We start from the raw sequence: 23,815 nt of genomic DNA on the forward strand, positions 1-23,815 counted from the left end.
GTCTAGCCCTTCACTATTGATTGGTGGTTAGGAAGCCTGACCGGCCACTGTGGCTCACGGTCCTCTGCCACGGCGATGATTCCCTGGGCTGCGTGGACAGCCATCCGGATCATTGACTCGTTGTTGTGGGCGGCCATGTGTGGGGTCAGCAGGACGTTGGTCAGGCGCGTAAGCGGATGCCCAACGGGCAGCGGTTCTTCCTCGAAGACATCCAGGCCTGCACCCCGCACCCGCCCGGACAGGAGGGCGTTCTCGAGGGCCTTTTCATCCACCACTTCACCGCGGGAACAGTTGATGAAGTAGCTGCCCTGTTTCATGCTGTCGAACCTCGTGGCATCGAAAAGTCGCCGGGTTGCGGTGGTAAGTGGCACGTGGACGGTGACGACGTCGGCCGTGGCCAGGAGAACTTCCAGGGACACTGGCCTGATGGCAGGATCAAGGTTTGTTGTGTCGACGTAGGGATCGAATCCCACAATGTTCATGCCGAGGCCGATTGCAGCGCGGACGGCCACTGCCTGGCCGATTTTGCCCAGGCCGACCACGCCCAAGGTTTTGTTGGCCACTTCGATGCCGTATAGCGAGTTGCGTGCTTCGAAGTTACCGCGCCGCAGTTCGGTGTCACAGGCCATGAGGTTTTTCGTCAGAGCGAGGAGAAGCATCAGTGCGTGTTCGGCCACTGCGACAATGTTCGCTTCGGGTGCGTTGGTGACCGTGATGTTCTGCTCGCGACAATAGTCCAAATCAATATGATCGACGCCGACTCCATGGCGTGAGATCACCTTCAGATCCGGTGCAGCTTCCAAAACCGCCCTGGGCAAGGGCAATGTGCGGGTGAGGACTGCCTGACAGGTACTGATGTACTTTCGCAGGGTGGGGATGTCTGTGCCCGACGGTTCCACGACCACATGGCCGGCCGCCTCAAGCAGGGCAAGACCTTCGGGCGCAATTCTCTGGGGGACCAGGACACGTAGCGTCATGAGGCGACCTTGGTCAGCTCGCGGCCAACAAGCGCGCCAAGGAAGCCCGCGACCAAAGCGCGGTCCTCTTCGCTGAGGGTAGAGATCGGGGGCCGGACGTCCCGGCTGCACAGGCCCAGCTGCGCGAGGGCCTCCTTGACGACGCTGACGTTGTTCTCCGAGTTGTGGCGGGCCCGCAGTTCTTCAAAAGGACGGATGATGGCCCAAATTTCCATGACCCTGTCCCGGTCACCCAAGCGGAGGGCCTCCAACATGTCCAGGGACAGCTTTGGGGCGAGATTGACAAGTCCGGAGGTGAACCCGGTCGCGCCGTATGCGAAGTAGCCCGGCGCCGAGGACTCGGCGAGTCCTGCGATCCACACGATGCCCTGGTTCTGGCATCCCTGCATGACCGTGGCGAAACGAACAGGGTCAGGGACGGCGTACTTGACGGCGACGAGGTTAGGGGCGCGATCGGCCAGGCTGTTCAGGTCACTACCTTCGATGGAAGGGTTGCGCAGGTAGGTGACGACCCCGAGTTCCGGAACAGCAGAGGCAATTGCCGCATGGTATTCCACCCAGCCGGAACGGCTTACATAGGGATGAACGGGTTGGTGGATCATGATGGCGTTCGCCCCTGCCGCCCGGGCATACTCGGCAGCCTCGATCGCTTGGGGGAGGGGTCCGCCGACACCTGCCACGATCACCGCTTTGGTTCCCACCGCATCGACGGTCGCATCAAGGACCTGGCGCGTCTCGGCCGGGCTGAGGGCGTAGTACTCGCTGGTGTTTCCGTTTGGTGTGACTACCTTGATTCCGTTGTCGACCATGTTTTCCAAGACCCTCCTGTAGGCCGGTCCATCGACTAGGCCGTCTGAGGCGAAGGGCGTGACGGGGATGGCAACGATACCGGCCAGAGCCGCGCGCAGCTGATGCAGATCCATTGGTGACCTTTTTCTTTTGTTGGGCTAGTAAGATCTCATATACTAGATACGATATGGCGTATCGTCAACGCGGTAAGATTAGCGGAACCGTCCACGCGTCAAAGGAAGTGCCGTCTTGGCTGAATACACAGGCATAGTTGCCCGGAAGCTCGATGCGCCGCAATCGCGTATCGATCAGGTCATTGCCGAAATCCGCACCGCAATTCTTACTCGGCGCCTGGTGCCCGGACAGGCACTGGTTGAAACGGAACTCGCCCGAGCCATGGGAGTGTCCAAGACGCCGGTACGGGAGGCGCTGAAGGTTTTGTCGCAGTCCGGTCTGGTTACCTTCGTTCCCTATAAGGGCGCGTCCGTGACGACTGTGGATGAAGAATTCATTCGATCGGTTTATGAAGTGCGGCTGCTCCTCGAACCAGAGGGGGTCCGGCGCTCGGTAAATCAGGGCGGCAAGCAAAGCCTCGATATGGCTGCAGACCTTCTTGCCCAGGCCAAAGAAGCGGCGCTGGCTGATGACCGCGGGACGCTGAGTCTCCTAAACCGTCGCCTTCACGCTGAGCTGTACGCCCACTGCGGAAATCCCATTCTGATCGGCATTCTCGAGAATTTGCGAGACCGTGCAGCGTTGATCAGCGTAGTCGGGTGGGCAGGTTCTCCCACCTGGCAAATCGAGTGGCAGGAACACGCGGCGGTCCTGGAGGCTGCGTTGAGCGGAGACGGTGACCGGGCGGCCGAACTGCTCCGCGAGCATCTTCAGGGTTTTTTTGACCGGACGTTGGCCTCGTTCTCCTCGAGGTAAAACCACCGGAGCATGCTACCCGCGTGCTGTATTTGCCGAAGGGGGGGCGGAGCACGACAGCTGGGAGGCGTCCCCATCCTGGATCACCTGCGGCATCCATGGCTGCCGAACCGGCCGCCAGCTGGACTTGCTCGCATTGGCCTACCCACTTCAGACGCGCCTCCTGCCATGCCGAGGCCCCGCTTCCCGCTGCCCTATGGGACCCCCATGGACCCCGCACCCGGCGTCACCCAAGCCCGTATAAACGGGGCCTTGCATCTCATATATGATGTACCGTATCTTGATGTGTGGTTGCCGTCACTTTCGTGGGCCGAACCCCTGCCGCTTGTTAACCTTTCCAGGAGAATTCATGACAAAGCCGTCGCCCCGTTTCCCGTCCCGGCGTTACCTCGCCATTCCTGCCCTTATTGGGGCCCTTGCGCTTACGGGCTGCGGAGGTGTTCAGGGAGGATCCTCGGATGCATCGCAATACCCGACAAAAGCACCCGAAATGATCGTCCCTTACTCTCCGGGCGGAGGTTCGGACCTTCTGGGCCGCGCTCTCGCCAATAATCTCGAAGATCCCCTGGGGCAGTCCGTCATCGTCATCAACCGCGAAGGGGCCAGCGGGGCTTTGGGAACTAAGGACGTTGCCAACAGCCGTCCCGACGGCTACACCTTTGGGGTCATCAACGCAACGACCTTCAGCGTCTCTCCGCTCTTTCAGCCAGATGACGCCCAGAAACTCGAGGACTTTAAGGTTCTGAAGGCACTCTCCTTCGAGCCGAACATCATCTACACCCGGTCAGACTCGGCCTATAAAAAACTCGAGGACGTCCTTGCATTGAAGGGTGGCGAAACCACCGTCAAGTACGCTCACAGCGGCTCAGGCGGGGCCTCGCTCGTTGGCGAAAAACTTTTCTTCGGAAAGGCGGGCGTGAAAGCCACGGGCATTCCGTTCACGGGTGGGGCCGAAATCGTCACCGCCGTGCTCGGCGGACAAGTCGACTTCGGGGCCGGCCCTATGTCTGAAGTCATGGCCCAGGTCGAAGCCGGCGATATCCGTATCCTGGGAGTCTTCGCCGACGAGCGAGTGGACTTCCTGCCGAATGTACCGACAACTGCTGAAAAGGGCGTGGACGTTCAAATCGCACAGATGCGCCTACTCATGGCGCCCAAGGGCTTGCCTGCAGAGGTGTCCGAAAAGATCACCGCGGCTGCGGATACGGCCACGGAAACCGCGGCTTACAAAGACTTCCTCGCGGACAACTACATCCTGCCCAGCGACCTTGTCGGAGACGAGGTCGTTGAGGAAATCGAACGCAACCGGACGAACATCGCCGCGGGCTTCAAGAGCATTGGCTTCGATCCGCTGACCCAAAAGTGATGTTCCCCGTGCCGGATAAACTTCAAGTACAGGAACGGGCGGCTGTCCCCACCTTCGAGTCCGCCGCCGATAACGACCACCACGCTGAACCGGACATGCCACCGGCCAGCCGCCTGACAGATACAATCGCCCGGCTCGTCCCCGGGGCCGTCGGAGTATTCGCGATCCTGCACGTTCAAGAGCTGGGAGTTGGCAGCCTTCAGGAACCCCAACCGGGATTTTGGCCGCTTGTACTTTCAGTTCTGCTCATCCTGATCTCGTTGATCATGGTGATCGCCGGCAACCGGCTCAAACGAGGCGAGTCATTTCAGCGCGGTGCCCTTGAAGTTTTGGCTGGGGCGGCCACGCTCGCCGTTTTCGCGCTCGTGATCGAATACGTGGGGTTCGAGCTCCCGGCAGTATTGATGATGCTGTACTGGCTTCGCGTTCTGGGCCGGGAAAGCTGGCGCACCAGCCTGATCGTTTCCGCCGCAACGGTGACGGCGTTCTACCTCGTCTTCATTATCGCGCTGCGAACGACCGTCCCTCACCTAATCAACTTCTAACGAAAGGACGGTCGTGGATTTCGTTCCCATCATCAATGGCTTCGCCGTCGTCTTCGAACCCTCGAACCTTTTCTTCTGCCTTGCCGGGGTGACGGTCGGAATGCTCGTCGGTGTGCTACCGGGCCTCGGGCCGGTTGCAACCATCTCTATTCTTCTACCTATTACCTACGCCCTGGAGCCGACAGGGGCAATCATCATGCTCGCCGGTATCTTCTACGGGGCACAATACGGCGGAACAATTACCTCTGTTCTGTTGTCTCTGCCAGGGGAAACAACGTCGGTCGTGACAACCTTTGACGGATACCAGATGGCCAAGCAAGGCCGGGCCGGGTCCGCCCTGGGCATTGCAGCCGTCGGGTCATTCGTCGGGGGAACCGTTTCAATCATCGGTCTGACCCTCGTCGCGCCGCTCATTGCATCATTTGCCCTTCAGTTCGGCCCAGCCGAATATACGGGGCTCACCCTGCTCGGGATACTGCTCGTGTCAACGCTCGGCACAGGTTCCGCCATCAAGTGCATTGCGGCGGCGCTTCTGGGCCTCCTCCTGGCGACCGTCGGACAGGATCCATTCGCCGGCGTCGGCCGGTTCGACTTCGGGAGCACGGACCTCGCCGCCGGCCTCGACTTCGTACCGATAGCCATGGGTCTCTTCGGACTCGGTGAAATTCTTCACGACCTGGAACGCCGAGCTCGCTCGACGCCTAAACCGACAGCATTCAGTAACGCCTGGATAAAGCGCGTCGACTGGATCGAGTCCAAAGCGTCGATAGCCCGGGGGACCGTTCTCGGGTTCATCGTCGGTGTGCTTCCGGGAGGCGGAGCTACGATATCTTCAATGCTTTCCTATGCAGTCGAAAAGCGGCTGTCGAAAACCCCTGAAAAGTTCGGTAAGGGTGCAATCCAAGGCGTGGCGGGCCCTGAGACTGCCAACAACTCGGCAGCCACCTCCTCGTTCATTCCACTACTGACTCTCGGTATCCCCGCCAATGCCACCATGGCCGTTATCTTTGGCGCGCTTCTCATCCAGGGCATAACCCCCGGTCCCCGTCTGATTCAGGACCATCCGGAAACTTTCTGGGGAGTTGTAAACTCCATGTGGGTGGGAAACATCTTCCTCCTGGTTATGAGCATTCCTCTGGTGGGCCTGTTCGTCCGCATCATGCGGATCCGGATCACGATTCTTGCCCCGATCACCGTACTGATCACGATGGTCGGCGTATACACGGTAAACAACAGCGTCTTCGACATGTTTATCGTCGTTGTATTCGGAGTAATCGGGTTCCTGCTCAAAAAGTTTGGCTTCGAACCCGGCCCGCTTGTCCTTGCCTTCGTGCTCGGATCCCTGTTTGAGAGGTCTTTCCGTCAATCCCTCTTGCTGTTCGACGGAAATCTGTTCGGGTTCTTCGGCAGGCCGATCTCTGCCAGCGTTCTAGTGCTCACAGTGCTCATGGTGGCAGTACCAGTGATCACCCGAAAGCGGAAGCTTGCCGTCCAACGCAGAGAGCTTGACCGGGTCGGATAACGGAACTCCTACCACCGACACAATCCCTCGATTCGCCCAGTAAACCGCAGCATGGCAGTAGGGCGTGAGACGGCGGTTGCCCCGGTCCGGGACTGGGGCAACCGGCCGGAAGGACTTGATGACTGCTTGTTACTCGGTGCTGCTTAAGAGCTTAAAACCGGACTCCCGGCACGCTATTCCAACCTGCTGTTCCGCTTCAAGCAGCAGTTTCTCACCAAAAGGCACCGCCACTACGGCCAACAATAGGCCTGGTTCCCTCCTCCAATCCCAATTCCCCCTATCCCAGTTCAGCAAGATCAAAGAACATCGGAATACAGGGTGCACTCTCTTCCCGTTCTGTCCCTCATACCAATTCCGGGAGAACGAGTACAGTAACCGCCGCCTCCCAGCGCAGGATCCGCAAGACCGGCCTCGTCGCGGCAGCGATTACGGCCGTTCTCGCCCATGAGCGCCTGCGGTGGGGGATCCCCACTGAAAGTGCCGACGGTACGGTCGAGCTCAGGTTTTCCTGGTGGGGTGGCGACAAACGGGCCCAGCTGACCCAGGAAGCCATCGCCGCCTTTGAGGCAGGGAATCCGAAAATCGAGATCAAGCCTGAATACGGCGACTGGGGCGGGTACTGGGACAAGGTGGCAATCCAGGTAGCGGCCAACGATGCCCCGGACATTATTCAGATGGACGAAAAGTACATCATCGAATACTCCAGTCGGCGGGGACCCAGTTCGGATTGGCAGCCACTCCCCTAGCCAATTTTCAAGCGCCGATAACCGCGATTCCGTCAACTTCCCTCTCTCGGCCAAGTCGGCCGGCTACGATGTCGCGCGGGCGTTGGCATAGGCCTTTCCTCTTCCCGATGAATAGGGGAGGGGGAGGAACAGCACCGCTTTTTTGGGGAATTCTTCCAATGTCCTGTACGTTGCAGGACCGGTAACCCGCCCCAACAGAGAAGAGATGCACCGCCGTGGCAACCGATTACGACGAACTGCGCACCGACGTTAAGGAGTCCCAGGAAAATTCGCTGGAGGCCCTGAAGTCCGCCAAAGCACCGGATGCGAAGTCTGTGGTTCAGGAGCTCGACGAGGCTGACACCCTCGACGGCCTCACCCCGGGCGGCGAGTTCATCGCCGAAGAGCTCGTTGTGCAGGTCATTCCGCAGGCTGATGATGAGTTCACCTGTTACTCGTGTTTCCTGGTCCGCCACCGTTCGCAGAAGGCGCGCGAGAAGGACGGCCATGCCTACTGTGTCGAATGTGAGGGCTGAGCCCCACTACTGGCCGACTGTCCCGAAGCGGGTCTGGGACAGCAACCGGCGAAGAATTTACCCTGCCAACCGCGGCAGACATGTAAGACCCACTTCCGGTCTCTCGGCGAGCCCGAAGGGATGCGCCGGACCGTCCGGGTGTTTATCGGCGAGAAAACCTTCTGCCGGGGCTTCCAGCTCAAAGACGGGTTTCTCCACGAACCCGTACTGCGGCTCTTTGACCACGCCATGGCTCTGAAGGTCCCGCACAACGTGTTCGCCGCGTGGATGGTCAGCCCGCTCTCAGCCGGGGCGTGCTCCAGACCAGTGGACATGCTGAACAGCATGACGCTGCTCCAGAGCTCCCTCGCTGCTTTCGCAGACAGATACCGTCCGGTCGAAAAAGCACGCTGACGCCTTGATGGCTACCCTCTTTGGCCAGGCGTGCATGAGTCGAGGTCTTCAGCTGGTTTTGGGTTCCGATCTTCAGCAGTGCCACGCGAGGCTCGACTCTCTTGGAGCGAAAAAGGAATAGGGACGCCTTCCAGCGCCTTGTTGCTGATGGGGCCGCTGACCGTTGGCTGCCTCATTCGAAAGGACCCTCTTGCCCACAGCTTTCATTCCCTTCACCATGCGCGCCTCAGCCCGTAATGACCACCGCGCCACCTTCCGCACCGACATTGAACGACTGAGCGCCGGACACCGGCACTGGGCGCCCCTTGACGTGCTCAGGTCCACGAATACCCAGGCTGTTTTCCGCGGTGCCGTCCCGAAGGGCGCACACACCGCGACTGATGCGAGCCTTGCACGCTTCCTCCAGGACCGTCTGGCCACTGTTGACATCCATCTGGACCTCCGCGTCACGATCGAGCGATAGGCGGCCCCAAGGCCCCGGACCACGGTCCGGGGCTTTTCTTGTGCCCGTTATAGTCACGAGTCCGGTCAGGCCAAAGGAAGGCCAAAGGAACCGCGGCTGAAAGGGCTATTTGAAGTCGCGGGCAACTCGTCCCCAGGGCACTTGCGGCCGCCGATGGGCCGGCCTCACCTGCACGCGAAACTCGAACAATGATCGGTGTGGCGTCAGAATAGGGCGAAATTTCCGTTTTATTGACAGTCGCTCATGATGTTCTCAAATCCCACCCTGACAGTCGGATGGCAGGAAACCGAGGTGCGGTAGCCCGAGAATCATCGAAATAGGCCAAAGAATCGGGACTCGATGAGACTCGTTTGAGGCCGGAGCTGACGAAGTCCCCTCTTGCGGCTCGACAGGTGTCTGAGAACAACACCGAAACCCCACCGGCAGGTGAATCCTCCCGCGTCAGACCGCCATTACGTCAGGCTGGGGTGTGCCTCATCCTGATAGTGGTCGTAGCGCGGGAAGCTTGGCCAGATGCTTAGGATCGCGCCAAACTGCAAGTTCTGGTGTAACGGCAAAATACCGCTGTATACCGTTTCCCACGTACGCAAGAGTTCCCGCAGAAGGGAACGGAGTCCGTGCTTTTCCACAGCCCAAGCAGGTAAAAGTCGGACTTGTCGAATAGCCATCGGACGTCCACAGGACGGAAGCTCCGGAGAGTTTGGCATCTTCTGCTACACGTTCACTCTCCTATGATGCAGAAGCGCGCGGGCGTAGGCGCAGCGCCTGCATGCCTCCATCGACTGCGAGGTCGACGCCCGTGGTGGAACCCGCTAGTGGGCTGGATAAGTAGAGTATCGCGGCCGCGATCTCATTCGGGCTGACGAGCCGGCCGTGCGGCTGGCGGGCCTCCAGCGCCGCGCGCTCTGCAGCCGGATGCGGTGCGGTGGCAAGGAGCCGACCGATCCATGGCGTGTCTGCCGTGCCCGGGTTTACGCAGTTCACCCTGATGCCTTCGTGCAGGTGGTCCGCGGCCATGCTCAGCGTTAGCGAGAGCACTGCGCCCTTGGTGGCGCTGTAGAGGGCGCGCTGGGGGAGGCCGGCGGTCGCTGCGATGGAGCAAGTGTTCACTATGGCCGCGTACTCGGATTGGCGCAGATACGGCAGGGCAGCCCTCGAGACCCGGACCATTCCCAGGACGTTGATGTCAAACACTTTGTGCCATTCGTCGTCGTCGTTGGATTCGATGGTGCCCTGGGCGCCGATACCGGCGTTGTTGGCTACGATGTCGATGCCGCCCATCGCTTCCGCGGCTTCCCTGACTGCGCTGCGGACGGATGCGTCATCGGAAACGTCGCATTTGATGGCGATGTGGTCCGGTGCGGCTTGCATCGGCTGCAGGTCCAGTACCGCCACCGCGGCGCCGCGCTCCTTGAGCATGGCCGCCGTTGCGGCCCCGATTCCCGATGCGCCCCCCGTGACAATTGCCTTAAGTCCTGCAAACTCCATTGTTTGTTCCTTTCGTTTCCTAAAGCCAGGACAGCTAGGCCTGGAAGAATTCTTGTTGTTGACGTCCCAGCCCGGCTACTTCGATTTCGACGACGTCCCCCGCCTGCAGATATGGGAACCGGCCGGACAGGGCCACACCTTCGGGGGTGCCCGTGCAGATGAGGTCGCCGGGTTCAAGGACCAGGAACTGGCTCAGGTCGTAGATGATCTGCTCGACGTCGAATATCAGGTCGCGGGTGCTGGAATTTTGGCGGATTTCGCCGTTTACCCAGCTGCGCAGTTCGAGGTTGCCTGCATCCACCTCGTCGGGGGTGACCAGGTACGGGCCGGTAGGGCAGAATCCCGCGCAGCTCTTTCCCTTGGACCATTGGCCGCCGGAGACTTCCAGCTGGAATGTGCGCTCGGACAGGTCGTTGACGGTGACGTATCCGGCGATGTGGTCGCGGGCCTGTGCTGGGGACCCAAGGTAGGAGGCCCGCCGGCCGATGACCACACCCAGCTCGACTTCCCAGTCGGTCTTGGTGGAGCCGCGGGGGATGGCCACCGCGTCGAAGGGCCCGGCCACGGTGTTGGGGGCCTTGTGGAAGATGATCGGTACCGTTGGAGGCGTTGAACCTGATTCCGCTGCGTGTGCCGCGTAGTTCATGCCCACGCAAATCACTGAAGACGGCCGGGCTATCGGAGCGCCGATCCGGCCCTCGACGGCGAGTTCGGCCAGTTCTCCGGCGGCGAGTGCGGCCGCGGCCCGGCCCGGTCCGTCCGATTCCCAGAAGTCGGCGTCGATGTCCGCTGCCAACTGCTCCAGGGAGTAGTACGTGTTGTGGTGTAGGAGGGCGGGTACTTCCTTGCCCGGCGCACCTATACGCGCGAATTGCATCAGACGTTATCTTCTTTCTCGAGGTTCGTATGGAGGGCTTTGATGCACCCTGATCGGTGGTGGCGGATGGCGTGCTGGCCGCTAGGTGATAAGCCCGTGTTCGCGTAGGTCGTCCCACAGGGCATCCGGAACGGTTTGGGCCGCCAAGTCGAGGTTCTGCTTCACCTGCTCCGGTGTACGCATGCCCAGCACTACGCCAGTTACTGCTGGGTGCTGGTACGGATACTGAAGTGCGGCGGCCGGCAGGGTCGTGCCATGCGATTCGCAGATGTCCGCCAGCAGATTCGCCCGGTCCAGTAGTTCCTGCGGGGCTGGCGCATAGTTGTAGGTGGCATTGCTGGCCGGCCGCTCCTTGGACAGCAGGCCCGAATTGAAGATGCCGACGTTCACCACGCCCACTTCACGCTTCTCGCAGGCAGGGAGCAAGTCGACTGCCGCGCCCTGTTCCAGCAGCGTGTACCGGCCGGCGAGCATCACCACGTCAATGTCCGTTTCGTTGACGAATCGGTGGAGCATCTGCGACTGGTTCATGCCCGCGCCCCAGGCGCCGATCACTCCTTCGTCCCGCAGGGCGGACAGCGTGGGTGCCGCCCCTTGGACGGCCTCGGTCCAGTAGTCGTCGGGGTCGTGGATGTACACGATGTCGATCCGGTCAGAGTTCAGGCGCTGCAGGCTTTCCTCGATGGAGCGCAGCACGCCATCGCGGGAATAGTCACGGGCCCGGTAGAGATCGTCGGGCACGTCGAAGCCTTCGGTGTCCTTGCCCTGCGGTGAGGGGTTGGGCCGGAGCAGCCGCCCGATTTTTGTGCTGAGCACATAGCTGCCACGGTCCTGCCCTGCCAGTGCCAGGCCGAGGCGCCGCTCTGAGAGTCCCAGTCCGTAGTGCGGTGCGGTGTCGAAGTAGCGGATGCCGCCGTCCCAGGCCGCCGTGATGGCATCGATGGCCTCCTGCTCCGGGACTTCCCGGTAAAGATTGCCAATAGGTGCTGCGCCGAAGCCGAGCACCGGAAGTTGGACAGCGGTACCGGGGATGGTACGGGTTTTTGCTTGCATTCTCAGTCCTTCTCCTGTTGGGTTGCTACCGATTCCGTAGCTGTATCCAGCCTGTAAACGCGGTTTGCCGTCCCCTCGGCAACGCTTTCGCGCTCTCCGGCAGACGCGCCTGTCAGTGCCGTTTCCACAACGGTGATCCAGTCCTGGTAGTCGGCCGGCCTCATTAGGGAAACGGGCCAGTCGCTTCCGAACATGCAACGTTCGGACCCAAATAGATTCAGCGTTTCCGTGATGAACGGCAAGGACTGGGGCGCCAGGGGACGGTTCCTGTCCGCTTCCGCACCAGCCCCCGAGATCTTGACGACGATGTTCGGCCGCAGGGCGAGCTCTCGCATTCCGCGGCTCCAAGCCGTCAGTTCGCCGCTGTCGATGGGCGGTTTGCCCATATGGTCCAGCACTATTTGCAGCTCAGGGACGCCGTCTGCGAATTTTGCCAGCGCCGGCAGATGCCTGGAGCGGATGCACGCGTCGAATGTGAGACCGGCTTGGGCCACTTGGCGTGCTCCTGCCAGCATGGCCGAATGCTGGATAAAGGAGTTGTCACGGTCCTGGAAGAGCTGGCGGACCCCTCGGACCAAAGGACGCTCCAGCAACTGATCGAGGTCCTCCGCCACTTCGTCTCCGCGACTGATCGGCGCGAATGCCACGATGGCCGCCAGCTGCGGCCAACCAGTGCTGAGGCTGCTGACCCAGTCCACTTCCTTCAGTGCCTGGTCCTCCCGACAATCGGCCTGGACGAAGACGGCCGCCCGGGTGTTGGATGCAGTGTGCGGAAGGTCCGCGGGCAGGAAAGACTTGTTCAGCGCAGGAGCATCCGCCAGCCAGGCGTAGTCGAGCGCGCCGGGATCCCAGACATGGACGTGGGTGTCGATGACTTTCATGACACTTCCAGGTCAGGCCGTGCCGTCGGGCCGGACGCCGATGGTCAGCAGCAGGTTGGCGTAGTGCCGTGTGTCTCCGCTGGCAATGACGACGGCGACATCATGGGAGCGGGCGGCGTCGTAGAACTCGAAGCGTTGATGGGACGTTATGGGCACCACGGCGCCAAGCGCGCGTTCGTAGCCTTTGACGGCCTCGGTCCAGTTTCCGTCCGGTGGCGTCATGACCGCTGCCGCTTCTATGGGGACGGCGTCGATCAGCACCTCGAGGATCTGGTCGATGGTAAGCAGGCCCGGGCGCAGGTTCAGGGGTATGCGCTTGGCGTCGGCCGGTGCGCCGGTGTTGTGCGGGTAGTTGGCGTCTGCAATCAGGATCTGCGACCCATGGCCGGATTCAGCGAGGGCTGCCAGCAGGCCCGGGTGGGTGAGGGTGTAGTTGATCATGCCTGCTCCTCTGTGCGGGTACTGGCGAAGGCGATGCGTCCGGCTGCGTTGCCAGCTCGCCACGCCTGTTCAACGCGTCCGGCGTCCGTTCCCGTCCAGTAGCTGCCCCAGGGGAAGGCGTATTCCTGAAGTGTCTGCTCCTTCAGTTCTGACGAGTACCCGGGGTTGGCCGGCATCACGTAGGCGCCGTTTTTGATGATGCACGGATCCACAAAGTGCTCGTGAAGGTGGTCCACGAACTCCGTGACCCGTCCGGTGAGGTCTCCCGAGACGGCGATGAAGTCAAAGATGGATAGATGTTGGACCAGCTCGCACAAACCCACACCGCCGGCGTGCGGGCAGACCGGGATGCCGAACTTCGCCGCCATCAGCTGCACGGCAAGCACTTCGTTCACGCTGGCTAGCCGACATGCGTCCAGCTGGCAGTAGTCGATCGCCCGGGCCTGGAAGAGCTGCTTGAAGAGCACCCGGTTCATGCCGTGCTCACCGGTGGCCACCCCGATCGGCTGGACAGCCCTGCGGATTTCAGCGTGGCCCAGGACGTCATCCGGGCTGGTTGGCTCTTCGATCCAGAGCGGGTTGAATTCAGACAGCTGCTTTACCCAGTCGATGGCCTCCGGAACGTCCCACACCTGGTTCGCATCAATCATCAGATTCCCTTCCGGCCCGATCACCTCCCGGGCAATCCCCAGCCGGCGGATATCATCCTCCAGTGATGCGCCCACCTTGAGCTTGATGTGGCGGTATCCTTGGTGCACAGCCTCCTCGCAGAGCCGCCGCAGTTTCTCGTCCGAGTAGCCGAGCCAGCCGGCGGAAGTGGTGTAACACGGGTAGCCGTCCCGGCCCAGCTGCTGAACGCGCTCTTCCCTGGTTGGAGCCAGACGGGCCAAAAGTCCCAGCGCTTCCTCTTTCGTCAGTGCGTCCGACAGATAGCTGAGGTCAGCGGCATCCACGATCTGCTCCGGAGTCATGTCAACCAGGAGCCGCCACAGTGGTTTTCCTGCCCGCCGGGCAGCGAGGTCCCACACCGCATTCATGACCGCACCGAGCGCGAGATGCTCTACGCCCTTATCGGGTCCCAGCCAGCGGAGCTGCGAATCACGTTTGAGGCTCCGATAGGTTTCTCCTAAGCCGACGCAGATTCCGTCGGCGTCCTGCCCCACGAGCGGGCGGGCCCGCAATTCCATAGCGGCGGCACAGACCTCGGTGCCGCGGCCGATGGTGAAGGTGAAGCCGCAGCCATAGACGGCAGGGTCGTCCGTCTTCAGCACGATATAGGCGGCTGAGTAGTCCGCGTCATGGTTCATGGCGTCTGAACCGTCCGCGGAAAGTGACGTCGGAAACCGCACATCGAAGACGTCAAAACCAGTGATTTGTGGCATGGTGAGCCCTCCAAGTTCAGGCTAGGAAGATGACGCTCAAGCAACGTTGCGAGCGTCATCGGATGTATTTGGGAGTATTTGATGAGAATATAGGAGTCGGCGGGTTTTTCCAAGCAATACATCTGATGAAAGCAAAATTAGTGCTAGCTGACAAAGCACCAAGAAAGGCGGCTGCCATGGCCAACGACCCCTCCACTGGCTCCATGTCCCAGACCGACGTTGTCATCTCGGGTGTCAAGCGGATGCTGTCCTCCCGCCGGCTTCGGCCAGGGGACCGGCTGCCGATCGAAAAGGACTTAGCCGCGGAACTGCAGGTTTCCCGGGGTTCGCTTCGCGAAGGAGTGCGGGCTCTGTCCACGATGGGCATCCTTGAAACGCGGCAAGGCGCCGGAACATTCGTAACCCGACTGGAGCCTTCTGCCCTCCTTTCTGCCATGGAATTCTGGGTAGGACTGCAGGATGGCGAGCGGGCGAACCAGGTGCACACTGTTCGGCGGGCCCTCGAAACTGAGGCGGCTGCGGCGGCTGCGATCCGCATCGACGACGGGCAGTTGGGTGAAGCGGATAAAATCCTTGAGCGGGCCCATGCCGCTATCCATGCGGCTCCCGTCGACCATAAGGCAGCAATGGAGTGCGATGTTGAGTTCCACCGCTTGATTGCCGGCGCATCTGCCAACCACGTGCTGTCCGCACTCATCGAAACCGTGTCCACAAATACGATCCGCGGGCGCATGTGGCGGTCCATCCATGACAATGAAGGTCTGCTGGCGACACACCGAGAACATCTGGGCATCCTGGAGGCGCTGCGCCGGCATGATGTGGACCGGGCGAGGACGCGGATGGCAAACCACTTGTACGCGGTGGAGGACTATGTGACCGCCATTCCCGGGCCGGAGCTGGAGGAGCGTGCCGAAGGATCACTGGACGTTGTGTCGGGTAGTTCGGGCAACAAGGAAGTTCCTATTCATCCGATCTTGTTGCCCGATAATTACTAGAATCAGGTTGCACTGCCCTCAATACAGGAAATGGGCACCGAAAGATCGGATGATTTACTTGACTTCCGATAGTTTGGAGGGTCATTCTGTTGGGACAAAGGTTGCGGAATCACATCGGGCAGGCCACGAGAACGTCGCCGGGCAGCCTTTGTCCCCAGCTATGAAAGGACATTCATCGTGTCGAACAACCGCGTTACCGGCAGGCTGCTGACAGCGGCAGCGGTGGCCGCCCTCGCAGCAGGCACCCTGAGCGCCTGTGGCTCGTCAGGCGCAGGATCGTCATCGGACGGCGGCAAGGAAGCCTCCTCGATGTACACCTGGATCACCAACGAAAGCGACCGCGCACAGTGGCAGGCATTCGTGGACGCAGCCAAGGAGAAGGACCCGGAGTTCAACCTGACCCTCGAGGGCCCCAGCTTCAACGATTACTGGACCAAGGTCAAGACGCGACTCTCCAGCTCTGGAGCGCCGTGCATCATAACCACGCAGGCGGCACGTACCCAGGAGCTCAAGGACCTGACGGTGCCGCTGGATGAGCTGGCCAAGAGCAATAACATCGACGTCTCCATGTACAACAAGGCAATGATCGACGGCCTCACCGTGGACGGGACCCTCCGTGGCATTCCCTATGACGCGGAGCCGGTAGTCCTGTACTACAACAAGGATCTCCTGGCGGCAGCCGGCGTCAAGGAACCAACACTCAACTACACCACAGAACAGTTCACCGAAGACCTTAAGGCGCTGACCAAGGACGGTGTCTCCGGCCTGGCTGTCCCGCCGGGGTTCGCGTCCGGCCCCGGGCTCGCCCTCGCCTTCGCCAATGGCAACGAGCCGGTGAAGGACGCAAACCTGGACCTCACCAACGCGGGCCTGGTCAAGGACCAGCAGTTTGCTTTCGACCTGGTGGCGAAGGAAAAGGTGGCGAATGCGCCCCAGGCCTCCGATGGCACGGATGTCCCTGAGCAGCAGTTCATGAGCGGCAAGGCCGCCATGATCATTGACGGTCCGTGGATGTACGAGACGCTGACCACCAAGACCCAGGGCAAGGTTGGGATCGCCGTTGTTCCCTCCGACTCGGGAGAGAGCACTGGGATGATTCAGGGCTCCGCCTTCGCGATTGCTGCGTCCTGCAAGGATAAGGAGGCGGCCTTCAAGAACATCATGAAGATCACCACGCCTGAGGTTGTCGGTGCCGTCGGTGCTGCCCGCGGGACCGTGCCGTCCGTGGAATCCGCAGTCAAGGACTGGGCCGCGAACAAGCCGGCATCGGACGTTGCGGTGGTGGAGGCCCTGCTGAAGAGCGGCCGCCCGCTGGTGACCACGCCCAGCTGGAACCAGGTGGAGACAACCTTTAGCCAGTACTCGGGCGAGGGTTTCCGGGGCAGCAAGTCAGCCCAGGAGATTCTCTCCACCATCTCGAACTCAGCCAAGTAATCTTCCCGGGGGCGGGCTCCCAGCAGGGCCTGCCCCCTTATTGGAATAGGTCAACGATGACTGCTCTACCCACGCTAGCTGTAAAAAACGGAAAGAAGCCCACGGCCATTGCCGGCCACGGCCGGCTCGCGGCAGCCTACCTTGCCCCGGGGATGCTGGGGTTCCTGATCTTTATCGTGCTGCCGCTCATCGCCTCCCTGGTAATCAGCCTCTTCGACTGGCCGTTGTTCGGGGTTCCGGAGTTCGTAGGTTTGGACAATTACGTCCGGATGCTGAGCGGTGACCCCGTGTTCTGGACAGTCCTGGGCAACACCCTGTTCTTCGCCGTCTGTTACACCGTGCTCAACCTCGTCCTGGCGGTGGGCCTGTCCACCTGGCTGCACAACCTTGGCAGCTGGGGACCCTTCTTTCGGGTCCTGTTCTTCATCCCGGTGGTGACGCCGATGGTGGCCAATGCGCTGGTGTGGCGGCTGATGCTGACCGACGACGGGGTAGTTAACAGTTTCCTTGCGAATTTTGGCATCGCCGGGCCGTCTTGGCTCAGCGACACCCAGTTGGCCATGGGATCACTGATCGCCATGTCCGTGTGGCAGGGAGTCGGCTACAACATCATCGTCCTCGGCGCAGGCCTGAACAGCATCTCGCCCAACCTGCTGGAAGCGGCACGCATCGACGGCGCAGGCCCGTGGCAACGGTTCTTCCGGGTGGTCCTGCCCATGTTGTCGCCGTCGCTCTTTTTCTGCACGGTGATGACCATCATCGGATCGTTCAAGGTGTTCACACAGCCCTACCTGCTGACGCTCGGCGGGCCCGGTGAGTCCACCAACACGATCGTCCTGTACCTCTACCGCAACGGATTTTCCTTCGACAAGCTCGGATACGCCTCGGCATTGGCCTGGGCACTGTTTGTGATCGTCATGCTCATTACGGCTCTGCAGTTCTCGCAGCAGAAGAGGCTGGTCAACTATGACAACTGAAATGCTGGCCAAGCCGGCGACCGACAAGTCCGCGTCCCACCGGCGCCATTCCATGAAGCTGCGCACGAAGAGGCACCCGGGGCGCTACATCAGCCGGATAGGCATCATCCTCGTGGGACTGGTCTTCTTCTTCCCCTTCGTGTGGATGATCGCAACATCCCTCAAGCCCACCTCAGAAGTCTTCTCCACCGGATCAAGCCTCTTGGCTTCCCGTATCGAATGGTCCAACTACATCACCGCGTGGACTTCAATCCCGTTCGGGCAGGTCATCGCCAACAGCTTCCTGGTGGCGATTGCCGGAGCAGTCCTGACTACTGTGGTTTCGTTGCTCTCCGCGTACGCCTTTGCGCGCCTGCAGTTCAAGCACCGAGACAAGCTGTTCCTCGTCTTCCTGGGCACCCTGGTACTACCGCAGGAGGTCCTGGTGATTCCGCTGTACATCATGATGAACAAGCTTGAGCTCGTGAACTCCCTGCCCGCCCTCATCGTTCCGTTTGCCTTCGGCGCATTCGGAGCGTTCCTGATCCGCCAGTTCCTCCTCTCGCTGCCGGTGGAGTTTGAAGAGGCGGCAAGAATTGATGGTGCCGGGTCAATCCGGATCCTGTGGAGCGTCATCCTGCCGCTGGTCCGGGCACCGCTTGCCGTGGTGGCGGTATTCAGCTTCATTGATTACTGGAGCAGCTTCCTCTGGCCTCTGATCGTCATCAACGACGTCTCCCAGGCCACCATCCCGCTGGGGTTGTCCATGTTCTCCGGCGAACGCGGCACCGACTGGGGCCCTCTGATGGCCGCGGCAACCGTTGCCGTCATTCCCAGCCTGCTGGTGGTCATCCTCCTGCAGCGCCAGCTGGTGAAGGGCGTAAGCATGGGCGGCTTCGGCGGCCGTTGACCGCCACCCCTCATCCCAAAATTTCATCAACATTAAAAATCCACAAATAAGAATCGGAGCTCAGAATGACCGACGCAACGGCCACCCCTGAAGAATGGAACCAGCTGTCCCGGCCTGTGCCGGAATGGTTCCAGAACGCGCCGTTCGGCATCTTCATCCACTGGGGCGCCTACTCTGTTCCCGCCTGGGCAGAGCCCATCGGGGCATTAGGCACCATCGACGACGACCGAGAGTGGTTCACCCACAACCCGTACGCAGAGTGGTACTACAACACCATCCGCATCGACGGCAGCCCCGCCCAGCAGCATCAGAAGGAGGCGTTCGGCGGCGAGGACTATGATGCCTTCCTGGACCAGTGGAAAGCGGAGCAATTCGATCCGGCGGACTGGGTGGAGCTGTTCAAATTTGCCGGGGCGGACTACGTGGTTCCGACCACCAAGCACCACGACGGCATCGCCCTCTGGGATGCTCCCGAAACAGGGGAACGGAACACTGTCCACCGCGGACCCCGCAAGGACCTGATTGGTGAGATTGCGCATGCCGTGGAGGAGAAGGGGCTGAAGCTGGGCCTGTACTACTCGGGCGGACTGGACTGGCACGTACGCCCCTTCCCGCCCCATCTCACCAGCGAAAGCGTCCATGATACGTCCCGGCCCAAGGACGCCGGCTACGCGGAATATGCTTACAACCATGTGGTGGACCTGGTGGACAAGTACCGTCCCGACATCCTGTGGAATGACATTGAATGGCCCGACGCCGGTAAGCACTTTGGCAAGTCCGGGCTCGGTACCCTTTTCCAGCACTTTTACGCTGCCAACCCCGATGGCGTGGTCAATGACCGATGGGGCGAGACGCATAAGGACTATGCCACCAGCGAGTACGAGCACTTCTCCCAGTCCGAGTCGGAATCTCAGTGGGAGAACTGCCGCGGCGTCGGATTCTCCTTCGGTTACAACCAGGTGGAAGGCCCGGAACAGTCACTCACCGGTCGGCAGTTGGCTCAACACCTCACGGACGTCGTCTCCCGGGGCGGGCACTTCCTGCTGAATGTGGGGCCGAAGGCAGACGGCACCATCCCCGAAATCCAACGCCGGGCACTGACCGACCTGGGGCGCTGGATGGCAACTGCCAAGGAGTACCTGGTCGGCTCGCTTCCGCTTGGGTCTGCTATGACGGGCAGCGGCGGCGAGGGCAACTGGATCCGCTGGGTAGACCGCGGCCCTGAGGTTGTTGCCTTCATTGATTCAAACAAAGAAGATACCGAGGTTGTCCTCGAGCCCGGGGCAGTACGGTTCGCCTTCGAGAAGGCGTCCGTAGCCGGGTCAGGCGGCGCAGTGGTCTTCACCGATGGAGCGTTGAAGGTGACCCTGACACCCGACCGGTTGGGGCCCGTCGTCGTCCGCGTTCCGCGCTACTAGCGGCCTTCCCGTCAGGTATCGCCACGACGGGGGTCGTCCCCAGCAGGGACGACCGCCGTCGTTCCTCTTGTCATTGAAGACCCGGTCCAGAACCTAGCCCTCAAGCCGACGTTGCTTGTTCCGGTCCAGCCTTTCTACGCACACGTACTGATCCGCTTCCAGTCGATAGGTAAAGGCGCCTCTCCAAGGAATTGGCAGGATCGCGGCGAATCCGTATGCCGGGAATGCCTTATGTTGCGAAGCGTTTTTATCCACGGCTGGGATTGGGAGCCGTTGGAGTAGCTCCGTAGCAGCAGTAGGCGTGGATAACCTATTAAGAGTTGCCCGGTTGTGGGCGGAGAAATACTTTCCAGCGTCAGGTTGGGGTGTGCCCCACCTAGGTGTTCGCTGGGTTGGCGCGCCAGTGCGCAAGGACCCTCCGCGTGTGCGGCTTTTTCTCGAAGAGCGGGTTGCTTCGCGAGATAGACCCCTAAACAGACTCGAGCTTCGTTGAATGATGCTGATGCCGCCTACCCCGCTTGTGATGGGCCAATTAGTTGCGGTCCAGGAGTTCTGCCTGGTGCGTGACAGCGGAAACGTTTTTCTAATCTCCGCATTCAGGTCGTTTATTTGTCCATGGCCCTGTTCACGCTTGCGACAGGAACGGTAGGACTCAACGTCCTAGGAAAAGCAGGGACAGGGAAACCTGCTGACAGTGCCGCACTATGTACGTAACGTCAATGGGGTATTCCGCACGGAAGCGGTTCCCGCAGTCCTTTGCCAGCGCCGGTGCGGGAGCGCCAACGTCACGAGGGAAACCTCCCCCGATCAAGCGGGAAGCCGGAAATGACGGGTGACAGACACACGATCGGAAGCGCCCTCATCAGAGCTTCGGGGGAACCGTGGAGTCATACCAGTTAAGGAGCATCATGAGAATTGCAGTGACAGGTGGAAGCGGAAAGCTGGGACGGCACGTGATCCGCAGGCTTGCCGAGGATGGGCACCAGGTGCTCAATCTGGACCGTGCCGGGGAAAGGAATCCCGGGCTGGTTATCGTGGACCTCCGCCAATACGGCCAGGTTCTGGACGTGCTTTTGGGGCTGGATGACCGGCACGGCGGTTTCGACGCCGTGGTGCATCTGGGCGCCGTCCCCGCCCCCGGCATCCTTCCGGACGCGGCCACGTTCGAGAACAACATGCTCTCTACGTACAACGTGTTCCAGGCGGCCCGCCGGGCCGGAATCAAGAAGGTGGTTTATGCCTCGAGCGAAACGGTGCTCGGCCTGCCGTTCGACGTCGACCCGCCCTACATTCCGGTGGATGAGGAATACCCCGCACGACCGGAAAGCACCTACTCTCTCGTGAAACACCTGGAGGAGCAGATGGCGGTGGAACTGACCCGCTGGGATTCCGAGCTGAGCATCACTGGTCTGCGGTTCTCCAACGTCATGGACGCCGAGGATTATGAACAGTTCCCGTCGTTCGATTCCGACGCCAGGCTGCGGAAATGGAACCTCTGGGGATACATCGATGGCCGGGACGGTGCGCAGGCCGTCGCCCGGGCCCTGGAGAACGGCAAGCCCGGATTCGAGTCATTTATCGTCGCGAACTCGGACACGGTCATGAGCCGTTCCAGTGCCAGCCTCGCCGCGGAGGTCTTCCCCGAGGTCAAGGTGATTAAGGATCTGGGCGAACACGAGACCATGCTTTCCATCGACAAAGCCAGACGGCTGCTGGGCTTCGAGCCCGAATACAGCTGGCGTACCTACCACTCGAACACGACCACCCCCACAAAGAACTGAGGAGCATCATCATGCAGTACCGCACATTGGGCAACAGCGGCGCCGTGGTTTCGAACTACGCGCTGGGCACCATGACATTCGGGGCAGAAGCAACCGAAGAAACGTCCCACGCCATCCTGGATGACTATGTTGCCGCTGGCGGCAACCTCATCGACACCGCTGACGTCTACAGCGCCGGCAAATCGGAGGAGATCATCGGACGCTGGCTGGCTCAGCGGCCCGAAGCCAAGGACCGGGTGGTATTGGCCACCAAGGGCCGCTTCCCCATGGGTGAAGCCCCGAACGATGTCGGTACGTCCCGCCGCCACCTGACCAGAGCTCTGGATGATTCCCTCCGCCGCCTGGGAGTGGAGCAGATTGACCTCTACCAGATGCACGCATGGGACCCCATCACACCTCTGGAGGAAACGCTCCGGTTCCTGCACGATTCCGTCAGCAGTGGCAAGATCGCCTACTACGGGTTCTCCAACTTCCTGGGGTGGCAGCTGACCAAGGCGGTCCACCTGGCCAGCGCCCACGGCTGGAGTGCCCCGGTAACCCTGCAGCCGCAGTACAGCCTGCTGGTCCGCGACATAGAGTCGGAGATCGTCCCGGCCTCCCTGGATGCGGGCATCGGTCTGCTTCCCTGGTCGCCTTTGGGTGGCGGCTGGCTGTCCGGAAAGTACAAGCGCGACGAGCCGCCCGCCGGGGCCACCCGGCTCGGCGAAAATCCAACTCGAGGCATGGAAGCATGGCAAGCCCGGAACGACGACCCCCGCACCTGGGACATTATCGGAACAGTGGAAAAAATTGCGGCTGACCATGGCGTGAGCGCCTCGCAGGTGGCCCTGGCCTGGCTGGCAGACCGGCCGACAGTTACGTCTGTGATTCTCGGCGCCCGCACCACCGATCAGCTGGCGGACAACCTAGGGGCGGCAGACCTCGAACTAACCCCGGAGGAATCCGAGCGCCTGACCGAAGCCAGCCAGCCGCGCGTCGGGGTCTATCCCTACGGACCCATGGCAATCGAGCAGCGCAGCCGCAAGATCGAAGGCGGCCGGTAGCGCCGAGACGCGGTGCACTGGCGCTGGCCGGAAGGGCCGGCGCCTTCTTTCCCTTCCGGCCACACAGCCTTCCCCAGCACTTGTGCTGGCTGCCGTAATCATCCTTGCCCGCACCAGATCCCAGCGACTCTTCACGATGATGGGCGGGGCCGTGTTCGTAGCCTTGGTCCCTTGCTCCCGACTTCACTGGAGCGTGCACTACCTCAGCGACGCTGCCGGGGCCATGGATCGCGTTGCCCGCCATAAGATGGCTTTCGGGCCGTACACGGCTGGGGTTATCTGGGTTATCCACATCTGGAAGTGAAAGCCGTGGGGGTGGCCCCGAGCAGCAGTAGCGGTGGATAACCTCTGGGATTCATCCCCGGCCCTGGACGACCGACAAAGCTTCCCCTTGTGACTCCCACTAGATGCGAAGGAGGGCCGCCCCGGTGCCGGGGCGGCCCTCCTTGTAGCAGCAGGAAGCTCTGCCTGGTGGTGTTTCTAGAGGACGTCGACGACAACGACGAGCACGTTATCCACGACGGTGACGTCCACCACGTCCTAGACGTCTACGTTGTTGTCGTTCAGTGCGTTGACCGTGATGCCATTGAGCACGTTGTTCACGGGAACGTCTACGTCGATGTTGCTCAGAATGTCACCGTTGACGGTGACAAGCTGGATCTGGTTGATGTCTGTGCGGTCCGCGTTCACTGCTGCGGCGACGAGGCCGCCGACGGCTCCTGCGTTCTGGTCAGGGGCCGCCTGGGCCATTCCGGCGCCGCCGAATGCCAGCGACGCGGGGAGGGCTGCTGTGGCAAGTGTCTTGGTGATCTGCATGGGTCGTACTCCTTCGTTGAGCGAAGGGGGTTCTAATCCCGGTGCGTGACCCAGTTACGCATGAGGCTCGTGTGCATGTGAATCGGTTGTAAGG

Annotated in this window: 23 protein-coding genes and 1 pseudogene; 15 read left to right on the forward strand and 9 right to left on the reverse strand. The window is 61.2% G+C overall.

Going from position 1 to position 23,815, the window contains the following annotated elements:
• Nucleotides 1-2: 2 nt before the first annotated feature.
• Nucleotides 3-977, reverse strand: coding sequence for a hydroxyacid dehydrogenase (locus M1E07_RS02040; protein WP_461188640.1), 975 nt, complete (start codon nt 975-977; stop codon nt 3-5).
• Nucleotides 974-1,900, reverse strand: coding sequence for a dihydrodipicolinate synthase family protein (locus M1E07_RS02045; RefSeq protein ID WP_461188641.1), 927 nt, complete (start codon nt 1,898-1,900; stop codon nt 974-976). The genes M1E07_RS02040 and M1E07_RS02045 overlap by 4 nt, the downstream gene beginning before the upstream one ends.
• Before the next feature lie 115 nt (nt 1,901-2,015).
• On the opposite strand from M1E07_RS02045, the gene M1E07_RS02050 reads away from it, so the two are divergent.
• From M1E07_RS02050 to M1E07_RS02085, 8 genes and pseudogenes are all read left to right on the forward strand, one after another.
• Nucleotides 2,016-2,696: a GntR family transcriptional regulator gene (locus M1E07_RS02050; RefSeq protein WP_461188642.1), complete on the forward strand. Its 681-nt coding sequence runs from the start codon at nt 2,016-2,018 to the stop codon at nt 2,694-2,696.
• 490 nt (nt 2,697-3,186) lie between these two features.
• A complete protein-coding gene (locus M1E07_RS02055; RefSeq protein ID WP_461188643.1) occupies nt 3,187-4,062 on the forward strand; it encodes a tripartite tricarboxylate transporter substrate binding protein in 876 nt (291 codons plus the stop codon).
• A gap of 8 nt (nt 4,063-4,070) precedes the next feature.
• Nucleotides 4,071-4,607 carry a tripartite tricarboxylate transporter TctB family protein gene (locus tag M1E07_RS02060; protein ID WP_461188644.1) on the forward strand — a complete coding sequence of 179 codons (537 nt, stop codon included), beginning with the start codon at nt 4,071-4,073 and terminating at the stop codon, nt 4,605-4,607.
• A gap of 13 nt (nt 4,608-4,620) precedes the next feature.
• Entirely contained in the window at nt 4,621-6,129 is a 1,509-nt protein-coding gene (locus M1E07_RS02065; protein ID WP_461188645.1) for a tripartite tricarboxylate transporter permease, read from the forward strand.
• Between the two features lie 395 nt (nt 6,130-6,524).
• A pseudogene (locus M1E07_RS02070) lies at nt 6,525-6,839 on the forward strand (extracellular solute-binding protein); the annotation flags it as partial.
• A 251-nt stretch (nt 6,840-7,090) separates the two neighbouring features.
• Nucleotides 7,091-7,390 carry a DUF4193 domain-containing protein gene (locus M1E07_RS02075; protein ID WP_440154199.1) on the forward strand — a complete coding sequence of 100 codons (300 nt, stop codon included), beginning with the start codon at nt 7,091-7,093 and terminating at the stop codon, nt 7,388-7,390.
• A gap of 120 nt (nt 7,391-7,510) precedes the next feature.
• Complete coding sequence (locus M1E07_RS02080) at nt 7,511-7,783, forward strand: hypothetical protein (RefSeq protein ID WP_461188646.1); 273 nt, start codon at nt 7,511-7,513, stop codon at nt 7,781-7,783.
• 190 nt (nt 7,784-7,973) lie between these two features.
• Nucleotides 7,974-8,246 (forward strand): hypothetical protein, encoded by a 273-nt coding sequence (locus M1E07_RS02085; RefSeq protein WP_461188647.1) that lies wholly within the window; start codon nt 7,974-7,976, stop codon nt 8,244-8,246.
• Between the two features lie 729 nt (nt 8,247-8,975).
• On the opposite strand, the gene M1E07_RS02090 is transcribed toward M1E07_RS02085, so the two are convergent.
• The 6 genes from M1E07_RS02090 to M1E07_RS02115 all read right to left on the reverse strand — a co-directional run bounded on the left by M1E07_RS02090 (nt 8,976) and on the right by M1E07_RS02115 (nt 14,368).
• Nucleotides 8,976-9,734, reverse strand: a complete 759-nt coding sequence (locus M1E07_RS02090) for an SDR family NAD(P)-dependent oxidoreductase (RefSeq protein WP_461188648.1) — start codon at nt 9,732-9,734, stop codon at nt 8,976-8,978.
• 34 nt (nt 9,735-9,768) lie between these two features.
• Nucleotides 9,769-10,611, reverse strand: coding sequence for a fumarylacetoacetate hydrolase family protein (locus M1E07_RS02095; protein WP_461188649.1), 843 nt, complete (start codon nt 10,609-10,611; stop codon nt 9,769-9,771).
• An 81-nt stretch (nt 10,612-10,692) separates the two neighbouring features.
• On the reverse strand, nt 10,693-11,664 hold the full coding sequence (locus tag M1E07_RS02100) for an aldo/keto reductase (RefSeq protein WP_461188650.1): 972 nt from the start codon (nt 11,662-11,664) through the stop codon (nt 10,693-10,695).
• 2 nt (nt 11,665-11,666) lie between these two features.
• Nucleotides 11,667-12,545 carry an amidohydrolase family protein gene (locus M1E07_RS02105; protein ID WP_461188651.1) on the reverse strand — a complete coding sequence of 293 codons (879 nt, stop codon included), beginning with the start codon at nt 12,543-12,545 and terminating at the stop codon, nt 11,667-11,669.
• Nucleotides 12,546-12,557: 12 nt separating this feature from the next.
• Nucleotides 12,558-12,986: an RbsD/FucU family protein gene (locus tag M1E07_RS02110; protein ID WP_461188652.1), complete on the reverse strand. Its 429-nt coding sequence runs from the start codon at nt 12,984-12,986 to the stop codon at nt 12,558-12,560.
• Nucleotides 12,983-14,368 carry an L-fuconate dehydratase gene (locus tag M1E07_RS02115; RefSeq protein WP_461188653.1) on the reverse strand — a complete coding sequence of 462 codons (1,386 nt, stop codon included), beginning with the start codon at nt 14,366-14,368 and terminating at the stop codon, nt 12,983-12,985. Before M1E07_RS02115 ends, M1E07_RS02110 begins: the two co-directional genes overlap by 4 nt.
• Nucleotides 14,369-14,397: 29 nt before the next feature.
• Here M1E07_RS02115 and M1E07_RS02120 point away from each other — a divergent pair, with 29 nt between their 5' ends.
• From M1E07_RS02120 to M1E07_RS02150, 7 genes are all read left to right on the forward strand, one after another.
• Nucleotides 14,398-15,363 carry a FadR/GntR family transcriptional regulator gene (locus tag M1E07_RS02120; protein WP_461188654.1) on the forward strand — a complete coding sequence of 322 codons (966 nt, stop codon included), beginning with the start codon at nt 14,398-14,400 and terminating at the stop codon, nt 15,361-15,363.
• Nucleotides 15,364-15,540: 177 nt separating this feature from the next.
• On the forward strand, nt 15,541-16,797 hold the full coding sequence (locus M1E07_RS02125; protein WP_461188655.1) for an ABC transporter substrate-binding protein: 1,257 nt from the start codon (nt 15,541-15,543) through the stop codon (nt 16,795-16,797).
• A 56-nt stretch (nt 16,798-16,853) separates the two neighbouring features.
• Entirely contained in the window at nt 16,854-17,774 is a 921-nt protein-coding gene (locus M1E07_RS02130) for a carbohydrate ABC transporter permease (RefSeq protein ID WP_461188656.1), read from the forward strand.
• Entirely contained in the window at nt 17,764-18,663 is a 900-nt protein-coding gene (locus M1E07_RS02135; protein WP_461188657.1) for a carbohydrate ABC transporter permease, read from the forward strand. Before M1E07_RS02130 ends, M1E07_RS02135 begins: the two co-directional genes overlap by 11 nt.
• A gap of 65 nt (nt 18,664-18,728) precedes the next feature.
• Nucleotides 18,729-20,081 carry an alpha-L-fucosidase gene (locus M1E07_RS02140; protein ID WP_461188658.1) on the forward strand — a complete coding sequence of 451 codons (1,353 nt, stop codon included), beginning with the start codon at nt 18,729-18,731 and terminating at the stop codon, nt 20,079-20,081.
• 908 nt (nt 20,082-20,989) lie between these two features.
• Entirely contained in the window at nt 20,990-21,862 is an 873-nt protein-coding gene (locus M1E07_RS02145; protein WP_461188659.1) for an NAD-dependent epimerase/dehydratase family protein, read from the forward strand.
• A gap of 11 nt (nt 21,863-21,873) precedes the next feature.
• Nucleotides 21,874-22,905 carry an aldo/keto reductase gene (locus M1E07_RS02150; RefSeq protein ID WP_461188660.1) on the forward strand — a complete coding sequence of 344 codons (1,032 nt, stop codon included), beginning with the start codon at nt 21,874-21,876 and terminating at the stop codon, nt 22,903-22,905.
• A gap of 540 nt (nt 22,906-23,445) precedes the next feature.
• Here the strand turns inward: M1E07_RS02150 and M1E07_RS02155 are convergent.
• Nucleotides 23,446-23,721: a hypothetical protein gene (locus M1E07_RS02155; RefSeq protein WP_461188661.1), complete on the reverse strand. Its 276-nt coding sequence runs from the start codon at nt 23,719-23,721 to the stop codon at nt 23,446-23,448.
• Nucleotides 23,722-23,815 lie beyond the last annotated feature (94 nt).

It is taken from the genome of Arthrobacter sp. Z4-13 (assembly GCF_054792705.1).

Bases quoted from the DNA above. Each gene is read 5' to 3' on its own strand.
- M1E07_RS02105 (WP_461188651.1), bottom strand. From the start codon at position 12,545: ATGAAAGTCATCGACACCCACGTCCATGTCTGGGATCCCGGCGCGCTC.
- M1E07_RS02155 (WP_461188661.1), bottom strand. From the start codon at position 23,721: ATGCAGATCACCAAGACACTTGCCACAGCAGCCCTCCCCGCGTCGCTG.
- M1E07_RS02095 (WP_461188649.1), bottom strand. From the start codon at position 10,611: ATGCAATTCGCGCGTATAGGTGCGCCGGGCAAGGAAGTACCCGCCCTC.
- M1E07_RS02130 (WP_461188656.1), top strand. From the start codon at position 16,854: ATGACTGCTCTACCCACGCTAGCTGTAAAAAACGGAAAGAAGCCCACG.
- M1E07_RS02080 (WP_461188646.1), top strand. From the start codon at position 7,511: ATGCGCCGGACCGTCCGGGTGTTTATCGGCGAGAAAACCTTCTGCCGG.
- M1E07_RS02040 (WP_461188640.1), bottom strand. From the start codon at position 977: ATGACGCTACGTGTCCTGGTCCCCCAGAGAATTGCGCCCGAAGGTCTT.
- M1E07_RS02140 (WP_461188658.1), top strand. From the start codon at position 18,729: ATGACCGACGCAACGGCCACCCCTGAAGAATGGAACCAGCTGTCCCGG.
- M1E07_RS02045 (WP_461188641.1), bottom strand. From the start codon at position 1,900: ATGGATCTGCATCAGCTGCGCGCGGCTCTGGCCGGTATCGTTGCCATC.
- M1E07_RS02120 (WP_461188654.1), top strand. From the start codon at position 14,398: ATGACGCTCAAGCAACGTTGCGAGCGTCATCGGATGTATTTGGGAGTA.
- M1E07_RS02135 (WP_461188657.1), top strand. From the start codon at position 17,764: ATGACAACTGAAATGCTGGCCAAGCCGGCGACCGACAAGTCCGCGTCC.
- M1E07_RS02100 (WP_461188650.1), bottom strand. From the start codon at position 11,664: ATGCAAGCAAAAACCCGTACCATCCCCGGTACCGCTGTCCAACTTCCG.
- M1E07_RS02055 (WP_461188643.1), top strand. From the start codon at position 3,187: ATGATCGTCCCTTACTCTCCGGGCGGAGGTTCGGACCTTCTGGGCCGC.
- M1E07_RS02145 (WP_461188659.1), top strand. From the start codon at position 20,990: ATGAGAATTGCAGTGACAGGTGGAAGCGGAAAGCTGGGACGGCACGTG.
- M1E07_RS02110 (WP_461188652.1), bottom strand. From the start codon at position 12,986: ATGATCAACTACACCCTCACCCACCCGGGCCTGCTGGCAGCCCTCGCT.
- M1E07_RS02150 (WP_461188660.1), top strand. From the start codon at position 21,874: ATGCAGTACCGCACATTGGGCAACAGCGGCGCCGTGGTTTCGAACTAC.
- M1E07_RS02115 (WP_461188653.1), bottom strand. From the start codon at position 14,368: ATGCCACAAATCACTGGTTTTGACGTCTTCGATGTGCGGTTTCCGACG.
- M1E07_RS02090 (WP_461188648.1), bottom strand. From the start codon at position 9,734: ATGGAGTTTGCAGGACTTAAGGCAATTGTCACGGGGGGCGCATCGGGA.